This window comes from Sphingobium xenophagum NBRC 107872, assembly GCF_000367345.1.
GTDB classification, from domain to species: Bacteria; Pseudomonadota; Alphaproteobacteria; order Sphingomonadales; family Sphingomonadaceae; genus Sphingobium; species Sphingobium xenophagum.
Window position 1 is genome coordinate 17,183 of sequence record NZ_BARE01000014.1, and the last position, 16,025, is coordinate 33,207.

Sequence of the window (16,025 nt, forward strand, 5' to 3'; positions counted from 1 at the left end):
GACAGTGAAGCCGACATGGTGATCGGCCTGCTCAGCCGATCATCATCAGGCTGGCATTGCCACCCGCCGCCGTCGTGTTGATGGAGGTCGACACTTCCTCCATCAGCCAGTCGAGGCAATAGCCATCCGGCCCCGGCGCATGGACCGGGACGATGCGGCCCGGCCAGTCGGCGACGGCCCGCACCATGGCGGAGACTATGTCCGGCTCACCGTCGACCAGCACGGCGGCGACGGGCGTGTCGGCGGGTTTGGCGAAGCGCGCGGTCACATCGGCTGGCAGGCCGGGGGGCAGCGCCATGTCCTGCACCAGCGCGTCGTTGCCGGTAGCGAGGATCGCGGCCATCTGCCGGAACAGGCCCGCGCGGGTTGCGGGGCGCAGCAGCATCGTGCCGCGCGGGTGGAGGCTGTAGAGATTGCGTTCCCCCACCGGGCCGGGCAGCGTCAGTTCCAGCCCCAGCGCGGACCTGTCGCCAATGCGGCGGACCTGGGTGGCGGCCTCGCCCTCCCCTTGCGCGTCGAGCCAGTCCGCAAAGCTGTTGAGCGGGGAGATGAGCGGCGTGACCCGCGTGGCGCTGACCGGGGGCGTGGTGACGAGGCGGCCAAGATAGAGCGGACCGCCCGCCTTTGGCCCGGTGCCCGACAGGCCGCATCCGCCAAAGGGCTGAACCCCGACGATCGCGCCGATGACGTTGCGGTTCACATAGATGTTGCCGACCTTCACGCGGCTCGTGACCCGCGCGATGGTTTCGTCCAGCCGCGTATGCAGGCCGAATGTCAGGCCATAGCCGGTGGCGTTGATCGCATCGACCAGTGCATCGATCCGGTCTCGCCTGAACCGCAGGACGTGGAGGACGGGACCGAAAATCTCCCGATCGAGATCGGCCAGGCTATCGATTTCGATGATGGTCGGCGCGACGAAGGTGCCATGCGCGGTTTCGGGCGGGAGCGCTTGTTGCTCGACCTTGCGGCCCAGTGCGCGCATGGCGTCGATATGCGATGTGATGCCGTCGCGGGCTTCTGCGGTGATGACCGGGCCTATGTCCACCCGCAGCGCGTCGGTGCGGCCAATGCGCAATTCGGCCAGCGCCCCCTTCAACATGGTGAGGGTGCGGTCGGCCACTTCCTCTTGCAGGCACAGGACACGCAAGGCCGAGCAACGCTGGCCCGCACTGTCGAAGGCGGACGCAATGACGTCGGCCACCACCTGCTCGGCCAGTGCGCTGCTGTCCACGATCATCGCATTCTGGCCGCCGGTTTCTGCGATCAGCGGTATGGGATGGCCGGTGGGTGACAGGCGGGTGGCGAGCTGGCGCTGGATCAGGCGGGCGACATCGGTGGAGCCGGTGAACATGACGGCGGCGGTCTGCGGCGCGGCGACCAGCGCGGCGCCGATGCTGCCGTCGCCGGGGACCAGATGAAGCGCGTCTGTCGGCACGCCCGCTTCATGCAGCAGGCGCACGGCTTCAGCGGCGATCAGCGGCGTTTCCTCGGCAGGCTTGGCCAGCACGGCGTTGCCAGCGACCAGCGCGGCGGCGACCTGGCCGGTGAAGATGGCCAGCGGGAAGTTCCACGGGCTGATGCAGGTGACGACGCCCAGCGGCATCTGTTCCGCGCCAAGGCGGGCGCGGGCCTGCTGCGCGTAATAGCGCAGAAAGTCGATCGCCTCGCGCACTTCGGCGATGGCGTTGGGGATGGACTTGCCCGCTTCGCGCACGATGAGGCCGAGCAGGATGGGCATCCGTTCCTGCATGGCGTCCGCCGCCCGTTCCAGCGCGGCGGCGCGATCGGCGACGGGCGTGGTGGGCCATGCGGACGCGGCGGCGCGGATGGCGGCGGCCTGGGCCTCTTGCGCCGTGGCGTCGATGACGGCGCCGACGATGTCGCGATGGTCGGCGGGGTTGCGGACCGGACGCGCCACCCCTGCCCCGCCAGCGGGCGCGGCGCTCCAGTCGAGCGTGGCGCTGTGCTGGAGCGCCTCGGTCAGGCTGGCGAGTGTGGTTTCGTCGCTAAGGTCCAGCCCATCCGCATTGCGGCGGTCGGGATAGATGGCGGCGGGGAGCGCGATGAGATCATGATGCGCGCCCGGTCTTGGCATGGCTTTGACCATATCGACCGGGTCGGCGATCATCTCCTCGACCGAGACGGCGGGATCGGCGATGCGATTGACGAAGCTGCTGTTCGCGCCATTTTCCAGCAGGCGGCGGACGAGATAGGCGAGCAATGTTTCATGCGTGCCGACCGGCGCATAGATGCGGCAGGGGCGGTTCAACCTGGTCGGCCCGACCACCTGTTCGTAAAGCGGTTCGCCCATGCCGTGGAGGCACTGGAATTCGTAGCTGCCGATGCTGAAATCCGGGCCTGCCATCTGGTAGATGGTGGCGAGCGTCTGGGCATTATGGGTGGCGAATTGCGGAAACACCGCATCGGGCGCGGCGAGCAGTTTGCGGGCGCAGGCGATATAGGCGATGTCGGTATGCAGCTTGCGGGTGTAGACCGGAAAGTCGGCTAGGCCATCGACCTGCGCACGCTTGATTTCCGCGTCCCAATAGGCGCCCTTCACCAGCCGCACCATGATCCGGCGGTCGGCGCGGCGCGCGAGGTCGACGATCCAGTCGATGACGAACGGGCAGCGCTTGCCATAGCCCTGCACGACAAAGCCAAGGCCGTTCCAGTCGGTGAGCGCGGGATGAAGCGCCAGGCTTTCGAGCAGGTCGAGCGAAAGCTCCAGCCGGTCGGCCTCCTCCGCGTCGATGTTGAAGCCGATATTATAGCCCTTCGCGAGCGCGGCGAGTTGCTGCACGCGGGGCAGCAATTCGGCCATGACCCGGTCCGCCTGCGCGCGGGCATAGCGGGGATGGAGGGCGGACAGCTTGATAGAGATACCCGGCCCGGCATAGATGCCGCGTCCGCCCGACGCCTTGCCAATGGCGTGGATCGCCCGTTCATAATCGGCATAATAGCGTGCGGCATCGGCCGCGGTGGTCGCCGCTTCGCCCAGCATGTCATAGCTGTAGGCGAACCCCTTGGCCTCCATGATCTTGGCGCGTTTGAGCGCTTCCTTGATGGTTTCGCCCGTGACGAACTGTTCCCCCATCATCCGCATGGCGAGATCCACGCCGCGCCGGATCACCGGCTCGCCCGCGCGGTTGAGCAGGCGGGCCAGCGCCGCGCCCAGCCCGCGATCATCAACGCTGCCGACCAGCTTGCCAGTGACCACCAGACCCCAGGTGGCGGCGTTGACGAACAGCGACCTGTCGGTGCCAAGATGCGATCCCCAGTCGCCATCGGCGATCTTGTCGCGGATCAGCGCGTCGCGGGTCGCGGCATCGGGAATACGCAGCAGAGCTTCGGCCAGGCACATCAGCGCGACCCCTTCCTGACTGGAAAGGGCATATTCCTGCACCAGCCCTTCGACCCCGCTCCCCTTGTGATTGGCGCGCAGCGCGGTGACGAGCGTGCGGGCGGTTTCGCGGGCCGCGGCGCGGGTCGCATCGGGAAGGGTCGCAGCGGCGATCAGCGGCGCAAGCGCCTCTGCCTCGTCCCGGCGATGGGCGGCGGTAATCGCCTGCCGCAGCGGAGATTGCGCGCGGATGGCAGGGGCAAAGGCGGCGAAAGGTGGCTGAGCGGTCATGGCGTGCAGACTATCGCATTTCATCAGGTCAATCCGCCTTTTCATCCGCGCAGTTATGATCGATATGACCTATGATTGAACCATGTCAGGCAATATGAATGGGTAAACCGCCGCAAATAGTCGATCTGGATGATTTCGATCGCCGGATCATCGCCGCGCTGGTGGAGGATGGGCGGATGACCGTGACCGACCTTGCCATGGCGGTCGGGCTGTCCAAGACCCCCTGCCAGGTAAGGCTGCGGCGATTGCAGGAAAGCGGCGTGATCCGGGGGTTCCGGGCGATGGTCGATCCGGCCAAGCTGGGGATGGACCATGTCGCCTTTGCCGAGGTCAAGCTGTCCGACACGCGGGAAAGCGCGCTGACCGAGTTCAACGACGCGGTGCGGCGCATTCCCGAAGTCGAGGAATGCCATATGATCGCCAGCAGCTTCGACTATCTGCTCAAGGTGCGGACGGCGGACATCCGCCGCTATCGCACCGTGCTGGGAGAGAAGATTTCCAGCCTGCCCCATGTCGCCAGCACATCGACCTTCGTGGCGATGGAAACGGTGCTGGAGGCCGGAGGCAGGCGGAAATAGGCAGCGTCAATTGGGGCGAAAAGTCTCCAGCGCGGCGCGCGCGCCATAGGTTTCCAAAATGGTCAGCCAGCGGACCAGTATATCGCGGAACAGCGGATTTGCGCCCAGAGCAGGCGGCACGACCGCGTCGAAGGCGAGGATGGCGGCGACCCGATCCTGCGTCGTCGCTGCCGCGCCCAGCATGGCGGCGATCGGCACGGCCAGCGGATCGTCCACGACATGCAGATTGCCCAGATCGTCATGGCCCACCTGCCAGCGAATCCAGGCGGCGACCGCCAGCGACAGGGCGTCGATACCCTGCCCCGCCTCGATCCGCGCGGCGATGGTGGCAAGCAGACGCTGGGGCAGTTTCTGCGATCCGTCCATCGCGATCTGGTGCGTACGGTGGCGCAGCGTAGGATTGTCGAAGCGGGCCATCAGCTCGCGGCGATAGGCCGCCACGTCGAGTTCCGCCGGGGGCGAAAGGGTCGTTTCTGCCTCGTCCCATAGCGTTTCGACGAAGATGCGGGCTTCGGGCAGGGCTAGGACGTCATGGACATAGTCGATCGCGGCAAGGCCACCCAGATAGGCGATGCCGCTGTGCGCGCCGTTGAGCAGGCGGAGCTTGGCTTCCTCCCACGGGGCGACGGCCGCGGTGATCTGAACGCCTGCGCCAAAATCCGGGCGCGGGCCGCAGAAATCATCCTCGATCACCCATTGGATGAACGGTTCGGTCTTGACCATGGCCTGATCTTCAACGCCCAGACGCATGGTCAGGGCGGCTATGTCGTCGGGCGTGGTCGCAGGAACGATACGATCGACCATGGTTTCAGGGAAAGCGCCTTCCGCCGCGATCCATTCCGCCAGAGCGGCGTCGTGACGACGGGCGAGCGCCAGTACGGCATTGCGCAGGCGGGTGCCGTTATGGGGAAGATTGTCGCAACTGATCGCGGTGAAGGGAGGCAGTCCCGCCACTTTGCGCCGTGCCAGCGCCGCGACGATATAGCCGGGCGCGGTCTGCGGCTGTTCCAGCGACAGGAGGTCGGCGGCAAGTTGCGCGTCATCCTCGATCAGCGCGCCGGTGGCAGGGTCGAGCTTATAGCCTTTTTCCGTGATGGTGAGCGTGACGATATGGGTGTCGGGCGCTGCCATGGCGGCGATGAGCGCCTGCGGCGCCCTGGGCGCGACGATGACGTCCTGCACCGCACCGACGATGCGCGCCTGTTCCGATCCGCCATCGCGCACCAGCATGGTATAAAGGCCGTCCTGCGGCACCATCTGGTTGCGCACGGCAGGCGAACGCAGAGAGGCGGCGGTGATGCCCCAGCGCAGGTCGCCTGCGTTCAGGGCGTCGTCAAACAGCACCGCCTGATGCGCGCGGTGGAACGCGCCGATGCCCAGATGGACGACTCCCGGCTTGACCTGGCTACGGTCATAATTTGGGCGAAGGACGTCGGCGGGAAGCGCCGCGAGCATCTGACTCGACAGGCGGGTCACAGCTTGTAGGCCTGCTTGACGAGGTCATAGGCCAGCGCGCGGGCGACCTCGAACGCTTCATCCTCCTCCATGCGATGTTCGACCACCAGTTGCGCCAGCCAGCCGCAATCCATGCGGCGGGCGACGTCATGGCGCGCCGGGATCGACAGGAAGGCGCGGGTATCATCGTTGAAGCCGACCGTGTTGTAGAAACCGGCGGTTTCCGTCGCGCGCTCGCGAAAGCGGCGCATCCCTTCCGGGCTGTCATGGAACCACCAGGGCGGGCCAAGCTTGAGCGCGGGATAATGGCCGGCCAGCGGCGCCAGTTCGCGCGAATAGACATCTTCGTCAAGGGTGAAGAGAATGAGGGTCAGGCGCGGGTCGGTGCCATAAAGGTCGAGCAAGGGCTTCAACGCGGTGACAAATTCCCCTGCGGTCGGGATGTCGGCGCCCTTGTCCTTGCCAAAGCGCGCCAGCACGGCGGCATTATGGTTGCGATGTACGCCGGGGTGCAACTGCATCACCATGCCGTCCTCAATCGACATGCGCGCCATTTCGGTGAGCATATGGCCGCGGAACAGTTCCGCCGCCGCCGCGCTGACCGGACCGGTGGTGACCCTGGCGTAGAGCGCCTCAATCTCCGCGCGGGGCAGATTGGCGGTGAAGGCGGACGGATGGCCATGATCGGTCGAGGTCGCGCCCGCCGCGCGAAAATCTGCGCGGCGCTTTTCATGGGCGCGCAGATAGCCGGCATAGCTGCCCGCATCCTCGCCCGTCATGGCGCAGAAACGCTGGACATTGGCGATGAACTTGGGATCGTCGGGGTCCAGCACCGGATCGGGACGATAGGCGGTGACGACCTTGCCGCCCCAACCGCTGGCGCGGATCGCGCGGTGATGGTCGAGCGGGTCAAGCGGGCCTTCGGTGGTGGCGATGACTTCGATATTATAGCGATCGAACAGCGCGCGCGGGCGGAATTGCGGCGTTTTGAGCGCGGCGTCGATCAGGTCGTAATAATGATCGGCCGTCTCCGCCTCCAGCCGGACGTCGATGCCGAAGGCCTCGGCAAAGACCCAATCGAGCCACATGCGCGACGGCGTGCCCCGGAAGAGATGATAGTTGGCGGCAAAGATGCGCCAGATGGCGCGCGGATCACTGGCGGTTGCGCTGCCATCGACGGTGGGAACGCCCAGTTCGTCCAGCCTGACGCCCTGGCTGAACAGCATGCGGAACACATAATGGTCAGGGACGATCAGCAAATCCGCCGGGTTGGCGAATGGCTCGTCATAGGCGAACCAGCGCGGGTCGGTGTGGCCGTGGGGCGAGACGATGGGCAGATCCCTGACGCTGGCATACAGCGCGCGGGCGATGTCGCGGGTGCGCGGTTCGGCCGGGAACAGACGATCGGGATGCAGAATGAGAGGCTTAGGCAAGAATCATGCTCCTTCGACGCGGCCTATGCCAGCGGTGGTGACGACCTGATAACGCGGAATGACAAGGTGGATGGCGCATAGCGCGACGAGATAGGCACAGGATGCGACGGCGAAGATCGGTCCGTAGCTGCCGATATTTTCCAGGATCGTTCCGGCAAATTTCGCCATCATCATGCCGCCGATCGCGCCCGCCAGGCCGCCAAGGCCGATGACCGATCCGGCCATCCAGCGCGGAAACACATCACCCGGCAATGCGTAGAGATTGGCGGAAAAGCCCTGATGCCCGGCGCAGGCCAGCCCGATCAGGCCGACCGCAACCCACATGTTGGGCGCGTGGGTCGCAAAGGCGATCGGCACGGCACACAGGGCCGCCAGAAACATCGCGCTCTTGCGCGCGCGGTTGACGCTCCAGCCGCGCCCCATGAAGCGCGAGGATGCCCAGCCGCCAGCGACCGACCCGACATCGGCCAGCAGATAGACCGCGACCAGCGGCGGGCCGAAATCCAGCATCTTGACGCCATATTGCTTGTTGAAGAAGTCCGGCAACCAGAAGAGGAAGGTCCACCAGACCGGGTCAATCAGGAAGCGGCCCAGCATATAGGCCCATGTCTGGCGCAGCCGAAACAGCGCGGTCCATTTGACGGGGCGCTGTTCTTCGACAGGGTCGGTTTCGATCCAGGCCAGCTCCTGCGCGCTCAGGCTCTTTTTCTCGCGCGGGCGACGGTAGAAACCGAGCCAGGCGGCCAGCCAGACCACGCTCAGCAGGCCGGTGAGGATGAAGGCCCAGCGCCAGCCCATGGTGACGGCGATGACCGGCACGATCAACGGAGTCAGGATCGCGCCGACATTGGACCCGGCATTGAAGATACCGATAGCGAGCGCCCGTTCCTTCTTGGGAAACCATTCATTGGTTGCGGCGATCGCGGCGGGGAAGGTTCCCGCTTCGCCCAGCGCGAGCGGGATGCGGGCGATCAGCATGCCCGCGGTCGAGGTGAAAAAGATGTGGGCGACATGGCCGATCGTCCACAGCGTCACCGCCACCGCATAGCCCGCGCGCGCCCCGATCCTGTCGATCAGTCGGCCGAAAAGAACATAGGCGATGCCGTAACCGGCCTGAAACCAGATGGCGAGGTCGGCATAGCCGCGCTCCGTCCAGCCATAACGTTGCTAAAGATCCGGCTTGAGCGTCGGCAGGACGAGCCGATCGATATAGGAGAGCACGACCGCCGCGAACAGCAGGGCACAAACGATCCAGCGTATTTTACCCGATGGCTTTGGGATGTCGGTCATGCAGACGCTCCAGGGAAAATCATTCGTCCTTCCGACGAAGGCGGGGGTACCGATTATGTTTGAGCGTCACGCCCGCTCGACCGGTCATGGGAAGGGTGAGGGCCGGCGTGCAGACCGCCCCCACCCTTCCGCGCCAATGGCGCGCTTTCCCTCCCCCGGCAGGAGAGGAAAACTCTGTTCAGCGTCGCTATCACTCGTTCGCCATGACGGCACCGCCATCGCGGCGGTCACAGGTGACGAAATGCTTGGCCTTAATGTTCTTTGCCATGGAACGGTCCTGCTGCGACGCTTCCGGCGGTGCGATCCGAGTGATGCCGCCGCGCGGTGATGAATAAATGATAGCGGTACCATTGGAACAAGTGCAGCAGGCTTGTCAATCGTGCAGCGCAGCATGAACAACTGGCGCGCAATCGCGCCGGATGCTCGGCCAATTCATGTCTATTGTGGCGTGTCATTTTGCGCTTCGCGATGAACGCCAGATTGCGCTACGAACCTCGCCGTAAAACATTTAGCATGACAAGGCCCAATCCGTTGAGTGACAGCAGAGCATCCCGCCGCCAGCGCAATGCGCCAACGATCAATGACGTGGCCCGCGAGGCCGGGGTGTCTCCGATGACGGTCTCACGCGTCATCAACGGGGAAAAGGCCGTCCGCCCGGCAACCCGCGCCAAGGTGGACGTAGCGATTGCCGCCCTGAATTACGCGCCGAGCGCAGCGGCGCGCAGCCTGGCCGGTGGCGAGGAGATGCGGATCGGCCTGCTCTACAGCAACCCGTCCTCATCCTATCTGAGCGAATTTCTGGTCGGCAGCCTGGAGCAGGCGAGCGGTAGCGGCGTGCATCTGGTGGTCGAGAAATGGGATGAGCAAACCTCCATCAAGGCAGTGATCGACCATCTGCTGCGCGGGCGAATCGATGGGGTGATCCTGCCGCCCCCGCTCTGCGACCTTCAGGACATGGCGCATGCCCTGGTCGCGGCCAATATTCCCGCCGTCGCCGTCGCCACCGGGCGATCGGATGGCGAACTGGCGGCGGTGCGGATCGACGATCGGCAGGCCGCCTATGAAATGACCCGCCACCTCGTCTCGCTGGGGCACAGCCGCATCGGCTTCATCAAGGGCCATCCCAATCAGAGCGCCAGCATCCGGCGGCTGGAAGGCTATGTCGATGCGCTGGATGAAGCAGGCATCGCCGTCCAGAATGATTATATCGCCCAGGGCTATTTCACTTACCGATCCGGGCTGGACGCCGCCGAACATATATTGGCGCTGCCCGATGCGCCGACGGCCATCTTTGCCAGCAATGACGATATGGCGGCCGCAACCGTGGCGATCGCCCATCGGGGCGGACTGGACGTGCCGGGCGACCTGACCGTATGCGGCTTTGACGACACATCGCTGGCGACCACGATCTGGCCCGAACTGACGACGATCCGCCAGCCCATCAGCGCGATGTCGCGCGCGGCGGTGGAGTTGCTGGTCAAAATGCTACGCGCACGGCGCGCGCAGGATGAAGACATGCCCGCGCATCTCGTGCTGGACCATCAGTTGATCCGGCGCCAATCGGACGCTCCGCCGCGGGTGCGGCCAAGGGTAGTCGGGCGGTAGCACCATCGGTTCGTTTCGCACGAAGTCGAGCAACATCCGGCACGGCGCCTTGTGTTTCTCGACTTCGCTCGAAACGAACGACTGTTCGATAGTTATGCTTCGCCGAACACCCGGCGGAAAATGGTGTCGACCTGCTTGAAATGATAATCGAGGTTGAACTTGTCCTCGATCTCGGCAACCGGCAGCGCGGCGGTGACGTCAGCGTCGGCCTTGAGCAGTTCGAGCAGCGAGAGTTGGCCGTCTGATTCCCAGACCTTCATCGCGTTGCGCTGGACATAGCGATAGCTGTCCTCGCGGCTGACGCCCGCCTGGGTGAGAGCCAGCAGCACGCGCTGCGAATGGACAAGCCCGCCCATCTTGTCGAGATTCTTCATCATCCGCTCAGGATAGACCAGCAGCTTGTCGATCACGCCCGTCAGGCGAGCCAGCGCGAAGTCGAGCGTGATGGTCGCGTCGGGACCGAAGAAACGCTCGACCGACGAATGGCTGATGTCGCGTTCGTGCCACAGCGCGACATTTTCCAGCGCGGGCACGACTGCGGCGCGCACGACGCGGGCCAGGCCGGTCAGATTTTCGGTCAGCACCGGATTGCGCTTGTGCGGCATGGCCGACGAACCCTTCTGGCCGGGCGAGAAATATTCCTCCGCCTCCAGCACTTCGGTGCGCTGGAGATGGCGAACCTCGACAGCCAGGCGCTCGATCGAACTGGCGATGACGCCCAGCGTCGCGAAGAACATGGCGTGGCGATCACGCGGGATCACCTGGGTCGAGACAGGCTCGACGGAAAGGCCCAGTTTGGCCGCAACATGCTCTTCAACCGCGGGGTCGATATTGGCGAAGGTGCCGACCGCACCGGAAATGGCGCAGGTCGCGACTTCGGCGCGCGCAGCGATCAGGCGCGCCTTGCAGCGGGTGAATTCGGCATAGGCTTCCGCCATTTTGAGGCCAAAGGTCACCGGCTCGGCATGGATGCCATGGCTGCGGCCAATGGTCGGGGTCAGCTTATGCTCAAACGCCCGGCGCTTGATCACGTCGAGCAGCTTGTCGAGATCCTCGATGAGAATGTCGGACGCGCGCGCCAGTTGCACCGCCAGGCAGGTGTCGAGCACGTCGGAGCTGGTCATGCCCTGATGCATGAAGCGGGCTTCATCGCCCACCTGCTCGGCCACCCAGGTCAGGAAGGCGATGACGTCATGCTTGGTCACCGCCTCGATCGCGTCGATCGCCGCGACGTCGATCACCGGGTTGGTCGCCCACCAGTCCCACAGCGCCTTGGCCGCCGATGGCGGCACGACGCCCAGTTCGCCCAGCTTCTCGGTCGCGTGCGCTTCAATCTCGAACCAGATTTTGAAGCGGGCTTCCGGTTCCCAGAGAGCGGTCATTGCGGGGCGGGCGTAGCGAGGGACCATGGGCGAATCCTGCATAGGAAGGGAAAGGTGCCGCGCGCCTAGCAGCGTCCTTGCGCCGGGGCAAATCGCGCCGGTTGCGCCAAAGAAAATCGAGTTAAACGCTTCGGCTGATCGCAATTGGAACAGCAAAGACAGTCGAATCGAGTATATTCCCAAGACAAGCTGTTAGACATGAACGGATGTTCAGGAACATTACCCGCTTTTGGGTCATTATCCCCTCGTCATTCAATGCTGCACAGATTGTTTTATTCTGTGACGGCCAAGTAACCGAGGAGATTGCCATGATCCGCACGCTTCTAATCACGAGCGCCCTTGCTATCGCCGCTCCCGCCATCGCGCAGGAGACGATGCCATCACAGGGCGCAATGCCCGCGACGCCTGCCCAGCCTGCCATGCCGGGCGATCCGCAGGCGGGCATGCCGCAGGCCGAAACGCCAGCGACTCCCGCAACGCCAGCCAATCCCGGCAATGCAGTCGCATCGATCGTCGACACCGAATTTCCGGCCTATGACGCCAATAGCGACGGCCAACTCGACCAGGCGGAATTTTCCAAATGGATGGTTGCCCTGAAGGATCAGGAAATGAAGGCAACCGGCAAAAGTTTGCCTGCCGAGCAGGTCACGGCATGGGCCAGCGGCGCATTCACCACGGCGGACACTGACAAGAGCGTGTCCATCAGCAAGCCGGAACTGGTCGCCTATCTGAGCGGCGGCGCCGGTTAAAAAGACGCAGAGATCCTCCCCGTCGCGAAGGACGGAGAAGAAGAGCCCGAAAGGGTCGCAACAAATGGGCGGTATGGTGAAAACCATGCCGCCCTTTTTGCGTGGTCAGGATTTGTTCTAGCTGCGTTTCCGCGCGTACAGCAATGCCGCGACGATCGCGGCCGAGCCGATGCCGACAGCCGCGCCGGTCCAGGCGACTTTGCCAGCGGATTTACGCGCCGCGCTGGCAAGGTCGCGCTTGTCGTCGACGGGTTGCACGGGGGTGGCGGATGGAGCGTCGGTGTCCGGCGCAGTCTTTTCGGTTTTGCTCATGACAGGGACAGCTATGCCGCAAAGCGGCGGCGGGGAAAAGATGAAAGGCGGCTACATGACAACTATCCGTCGCAATCCGCCTGTGCCACCATCCTTGTCCAACCTGCCCCTTGACTTCCAAGCAATGACGATGTTGTTAGCGCTATCAGTAACGGTCGCATGGCCGGGGCATGTTGCAACGAGATAAAGATGGGAAGGACGCGAGAGGATGAGTGAGGGTAGCGCGCAGAAGGTCAACATGGCCTTTATCGCGGCGATCGTTGCGGTGGCGACGATCGGCGGTTTCATGTTCGGTTATGACAGCGGGGTCATCAACGGCACGCAGAAGGGGCTGGAAAGCGCCTTTGACCTCGGCAAGCTGGGCATTGGCATCAATGTCGGCGCGATCCTGGTCGGGTCGTCGATCGGTGCCTTTGGCGCGGGACGGATGGCCGACATGATCGGGCGGCGCGGCGTCATGATGCTGGCGGCGATCCTGTTTCTGCTCAGCGCGCTGATGGCGGGGGCCGCCGGTTCTTCCGCCATCTTCATCCTTGCGCGGATCATCGGCGGACTGGGCGTCGGCGCGGCGAGCGTGATTTCGCCGGTCTATATTTCGGAAGTCACCCCGGCTGCCGTGCGCGGGCGGCTGTCGAGCGTCCAGCAGGTCATGATCATTTCCGGCCTGACCGGCGCGTTCGTCGCCAATTTCGTGCTGGCGCGTCATGCCGGCGGATCGACCGCCCCGCTCTGGCTCGATTTCCCGGCATGGCGCTGGATGTTCTGGCTACAGGCTATTCCGGCAGCGATCTATTTGCTCGCCCTGTTGTTCATCCCCGAAAGCCCCCGCTATCTGGTGGCGCGCGGGCGCGAGGACGAGGCGCTGGCGGTATTGACCCGCCTGTTCGGCGCGCAGGAAGCTGCGCGCAAGGTGGTGGAGATTCGCGACAGCCTGGCCGCCGACCATCATCGGCCCAAATTGTCCGACCTCATTGAAAAAAGCAGCGGCAAGATCCGCCCGATCGTGTGGACCGGCATTGGCCTGGCCGTGTTCCAGCAGCTGGTCGGCATCAACGTCGTCTTTTATTATGGCGCGACACTGTGGGAAGCCGTCGGCTTTTCGGAAGATAATGCGTTGCAGATCAATATATTGTCTGGCGTACTCTCGATCGGCGCTTGCCTGGGGTCGATGTTGCTGATCGACCGGATCGGGCGCAAGCCACTGCTGCTGATCGGATCGGCGGGGATGGCGGTGACGCTGGCGATCGTCGCCTATGCCTTTTCCACCGCCATCACCGGCGCGGACGGCGGGGTCACGCTGCCGGGGCATAATGGCCTGATCGCCCTGATCTCGGCAAATCTCTATGTGATCTTCTTCAACATGAGCTGGGGCCCGATCATGTGGGTGATGCTGGGCGAGATGTTCCCCAACCAGATTCGCGGATCGGGTCTGGCGGTCGCGGGTTTTGCCCAATGGATCGCCAATGCGGCCATATCGGTCAGCTTTCCCGCGCTGGCTGTATCGCCGGGGCTGGTCATGACCTATAGCGGCTATGCGCTGTTCGCCGCGATCTCCTACTTCTTCGTGCGCAAGATGGTGCAGGAGACCAAGGGTCGCGAGCTTGAGGAGATGGTTGGTTGAGCAACGGGCCGCTTGTATTGCGGGCGGGGGCGCTGGAAGCGGCGCTTTCCCCCGCTGCGGGCGGATCGCTGCTATGGCTGCGCCACGGGGGCGAGGATGTGCTGCGCCCCGCGCCGGAGGATTGCCACGATCCCCTGGGCATGGCGAGCTTTCCGCTCGTCCCCTATGCCAACCGGATAGCGAATGGGCGGTTCAGCTTTGACGGGCGCGACTATCAGTTGCCGCGCAATTTCGGCGATCATCCGCACAGCATCCATGGCACTGGCTGGCAGGCGGCCTGGACCGTCGCCGATCAGGGGGCGGATGCGGTGCGGCTGGTTCAGGATCATGCGCGCGGCGCGGCATGGCCATGGCCCTATCGCGCCGAGCAGCATGTGGCACTACGCCCCGACGCGATCGACATGCGCCTGACGCTGACCAATATCGGCGATGCGCCGATGCCGGCCGGGCTGGGATTTCACCCCTATTTCCTGGCCGACGCCGGAACGCAGCTGCGCTTCGCAGCGACCAGCCTGTGGCTTTCGACCCCCGACATGCTGCCGGACCGGGAAGTCGCCGCCGACACGCTGGGCGACTGGTCGCGCGGGGCCAGGGTGATGGGCGACACGCTGATCGACAATGCCTATGGCGGATGGGACGGGCACGCGATCATTGCGCGCGGCGATGGCCTGCGCGTCGCCGTGACAGCGAGCGGCGCGGATTGGCTGCATGTCTATCGTCCGCCCAATTCGGCCGATTTCTGTATCGAACCAGTGAGCCACTGTCCCGACGCGATCAATCGGGCGGACGGCATGAGCGTGCTGGCACCGGGTGACGCCACCCAATTGTCGATGACGATCCGCATCGACAAATAGGATGAGACGCTTCCGAAATGTGACGGGATCGCCTAAGCTGCCCCTATTGAGCAGCAAGAGGACATGCCGATGCAATTTTTGCGGACTGCCTTCTGGGTCGTAATCGCGGTCGTCCTGGCCTTTTTCTGCATGGCGAATTATGTGCCCGTGACCGTCCGCCTGTGGGGCGACATGGTGATGGAAACCAAGTTGCCGGTTTTGCTGATCGGTGCATTTCTGCTGGGCGCGCTGCCCTTCTGGATCATGGCGCGCGCGACGCGCTGGCGGTTGAAGCGTCGGCTGGACAGCGCGGAACGCGCGCTGGCCGTCACCGCCGCCGCCACGCCGCCTGCGGTCGTCACCCCGCCTCTGGACGCGGACGTCCCCTCTCCGTCCCTTTCCCCTCTCAATCCTACAGGACCCGTATGAGTAGCCCCCTCTATGTCGCGATCGACACGCCGGACCTCGGCAAGGCGCAAAATCTGGCGCAGCAGGTGCGTCATCATGTCGGCGGGCTGAAACTGGGTCTCGAATTCTTCTGCGCCAATGGTCATCACGGCGTGCATGAGATGATGAAGTTCGGGCTGCCGATCTTTCTGGATCTGAAGCTGCACGACATTCCCAATACGGTGGCCAAGGCGGTGCAGGCATTGCACATGCTGGAACCGGCGATCCTGACCGTCCATGCCGCAGGCGGACGGGCGATGCTGGAGGATGCGAAGGCCGCGGCGGGCATCAAGACCAAGGTGGTGGCGGTTACGGTGCTCACCAGCCTGGACGATGCCGACCTGCTCGACATCGGCGTAGGCGGCAAGGCGGAGGATCAGGTGCGGCGATTGGCGGACCTGGCGCAAAATGCCGGGCTGGACGGCATCGTCTGTTCCGGCGAGGAAGTGGCGATGGTCAAGAAACATTGGCCCGACGGCTTTTTCGTCGTGCCCGGCGTGCGCCCGGCGGGCGGCGCGATGGGGGACCAGAAGCGCGCCGTGACGCCGCGACAGGCGCTGGATCGCGGCGCATCCATCCTGGTCGTCGGGCGGCCGATCAGCCTGGCGGAAAATCCCGATCTCGCCGCGCGCGAGATTGAAGCGACGCTGTAGGGTATAATGCGTTCACGATGATGTTGGACGTTGCAT

At 64.5% G+C, this 16,025-nt stretch carries 12 protein-coding genes and 1 pseudogene; 7 read left to right on the top strand and 6 right to left on the bottom strand.

The window, feature by feature from the left end; translation table 11 throughout:
* Positions 1–31 precede the first annotated feature (31 nt).
* Complete coding sequence (putA, locus tag SX1_RS08130; protein WP_026149586.1) at positions 32–3,631, bottom strand: trifunctional transcriptional regulator/proline dehydrogenase/L-glutamate gamma-semialdehyde dehydrogenase; 3,600 nt, start codon at positions 3,629–3,631, stop codon at positions 32–34.
* Positions 3,632–3,729: 98 nt separating this feature from the next.
* Between putA and SX1_RS08135 the strand changes: the two genes are divergently transcribed.
* Positions 3,730–4,209 carry an Lrp/AsnC family transcriptional regulator gene (locus tag SX1_RS08135; RefSeq protein ID WP_019052583.1) on the top strand — a complete coding sequence of 160 codons (480 nt, stop codon included), beginning with the start codon at positions 3,730–3,732 and terminating at the stop codon, positions 4,207–4,209.
* 6 nt (positions 4,210–4,215) lie between these two features.
* Here SX1_RS08135 and SX1_RS08140 read toward each other — a convergent pair whose 3' ends face one another.
* From SX1_RS08140 to SX1_RS22475, 3 genes and pseudogenes are all read right to left on the bottom strand, one after another.
* Positions 4,216–5,685, bottom strand: a complete 1,470-nt coding sequence (locus tag SX1_RS08140) for a mannitol dehydrogenase family protein (protein WP_019052584.1) — start codon at positions 5,683–5,685, stop codon at positions 4,216–4,218.
* Positions 5,682–7,097: a glucuronate isomerase gene (uxaC, locus tag SX1_RS08145; protein WP_019052585.1), complete on the bottom strand. Its 1,416-nt coding sequence runs from the start codon at positions 7,095–7,097 to the stop codon at positions 5,682–5,684. Before uxaC ends, SX1_RS08140 begins: the two co-directional genes overlap by 4 nt.
* Before the next feature lie 3 nt (positions 7,098–7,100).
* Positions 7,101–8,387: pseudogene (locus SX1_RS22475) on the bottom strand (MFS transporter).
* 513 nt (positions 8,388–8,900) lie between these two features.
* On the opposite strand from SX1_RS22475, the gene SX1_RS08155 reads away from it, so the two are divergent.
* Positions 8,901–9,992 carry a LacI family DNA-binding transcriptional regulator gene (locus tag SX1_RS08155; RefSeq protein WP_043145434.1) on the top strand — a complete coding sequence of 364 codons (1,092 nt, stop codon included), beginning with the start codon at positions 8,901–8,903 and terminating at the stop codon, positions 9,990–9,992.
* Positions 9,993–10,084: 92 nt separating this feature from the next.
* On the opposite strand, the gene purB is transcribed toward SX1_RS08155, so the two are convergent.
* Positions 10,085–11,401 carry an adenylosuccinate lyase gene (gene purB, locus SX1_RS08160; protein ID WP_026002687.1) on the bottom strand — a complete coding sequence of 439 codons (1,317 nt, stop codon included), beginning with the start codon at positions 11,399–11,401 and terminating at the stop codon, positions 10,085–10,087.
* Positions 11,402–11,682: 281 nt separating this feature from the next.
* Here purB and SX1_RS08165 point away from each other — a divergent pair, with 281 nt between their 5' ends.
* On the top strand, positions 11,683–12,123 hold the full coding sequence (locus SX1_RS08165) for an EF-hand domain-containing protein (protein ID WP_017184702.1): 441 nt from the start codon (positions 11,683–11,685) through the stop codon (positions 12,121–12,123).
* A gap of 117 nt (positions 12,124–12,240) precedes the next feature.
* Here SX1_RS08165 and SX1_RS08170 read toward each other — a convergent pair whose 3' ends face one another.
* Positions 12,241–12,435, bottom strand: a complete 195-nt coding sequence (locus SX1_RS08170) for a hypothetical protein (protein WP_019052590.1) — start codon at positions 12,433–12,435, stop codon at positions 12,241–12,243.
* Positions 12,436–12,643: 208 nt separating this feature from the next.
* Between SX1_RS08170 and SX1_RS08175 the strand changes: the two genes are divergently transcribed.
* The 4 genes from SX1_RS08175 to pyrF all read left to right on the top strand — a co-directional run bounded on the left by SX1_RS08175 (position 12,644) and on the right by pyrF (position 15,989).
* A complete protein-coding gene (locus tag SX1_RS08175; RefSeq protein WP_019052591.1) occupies positions 12,644–14,056 on the top strand; it encodes a sugar porter family MFS transporter in 1,413 nt (470 codons plus the stop codon).
* Positions 14,053–14,910, top strand: coding sequence for an aldose 1-epimerase (locus SX1_RS08180; RefSeq protein WP_019052592.1), 858 nt, complete (start codon positions 14,053–14,055; stop codon positions 14,908–14,910). Before SX1_RS08175 ends, SX1_RS08180 begins: the two co-directional genes overlap by 4 nt.
* A 69-nt stretch (positions 14,911–14,979) precedes the next feature.
* Positions 14,980–15,318 carry a lipopolysaccharide assembly protein LapA domain-containing protein gene (locus SX1_RS08185; RefSeq protein WP_026149588.1) on the top strand — a complete coding sequence of 113 codons (339 nt, stop codon included), beginning with the start codon at positions 14,980–14,982 and terminating at the stop codon, positions 15,316–15,318.
* Complete coding sequence (gene pyrF / locus SX1_RS08190; RefSeq protein WP_017184707.1) at positions 15,315–15,989, top strand: orotidine-5'-phosphate decarboxylase; 675 nt, start codon at positions 15,315–15,317, stop codon at positions 15,987–15,989. Before SX1_RS08185 ends, pyrF begins: the two co-directional genes overlap by 4 nt.
* Positions 15,990–16,025 lie beyond the last annotated feature (36 nt).

Bases quoted from the DNA above. Each gene is read 5' to 3' on its own strand.
- pyrF (WP_017184707.1), top strand. From the start codon at position 15,315: ATGAGTAGCCCCCTCTATGTCGCGATCGACACGCCGGACCTCGGCAAG.
- SX1_RS08175 (WP_019052591.1), top strand. From the start codon at position 12,644: ATGAGTGAGGGTAGCGCGCAGAAGGTCAACATGGCCTTTATCGCGGCG.
- putA (WP_026149586.1), bottom strand. From the start codon at position 3,631: ATGACCGCTCAGCCACCTTTCGCCGCCTTTGCCCCTGCCATCCGCGCG.
- SX1_RS08165 (WP_017184702.1), top strand. From the start codon at position 11,683: ATGATCCGCACGCTTCTAATCACGAGCGCCCTTGCTATCGCCGCTCCC.
- SX1_RS08185 (WP_026149588.1), top strand. From the start codon at position 14,980: ATGCAATTTTTGCGGACTGCCTTCTGGGTCGTAATCGCGGTCGTCCTG.
- SX1_RS08135 (WP_019052583.1), top strand. From the start codon at position 3,730: ATGGGTAAACCGCCGCAAATAGTCGATCTGGATGATTTCGATCGCCGG.
- purB (WP_026002687.1), bottom strand. From the start codon at position 11,401: ATGGTCCCTCGCTACGCCCGCCCCGCAATGACCGCTCTCTGGGAACCG.
- SX1_RS08155 (WP_043145434.1), top strand. From the start codon at position 8,901: ATGACAAGGCCCAATCCGTTGAGTGACAGCAGAGCATCCCGCCGCCAG.
- SX1_RS08170 (WP_019052590.1), bottom strand. From the start codon at position 12,435: ATGAGCAAAACCGAAAAGACTGCGCCGGACACCGACGCTCCATCCGCC.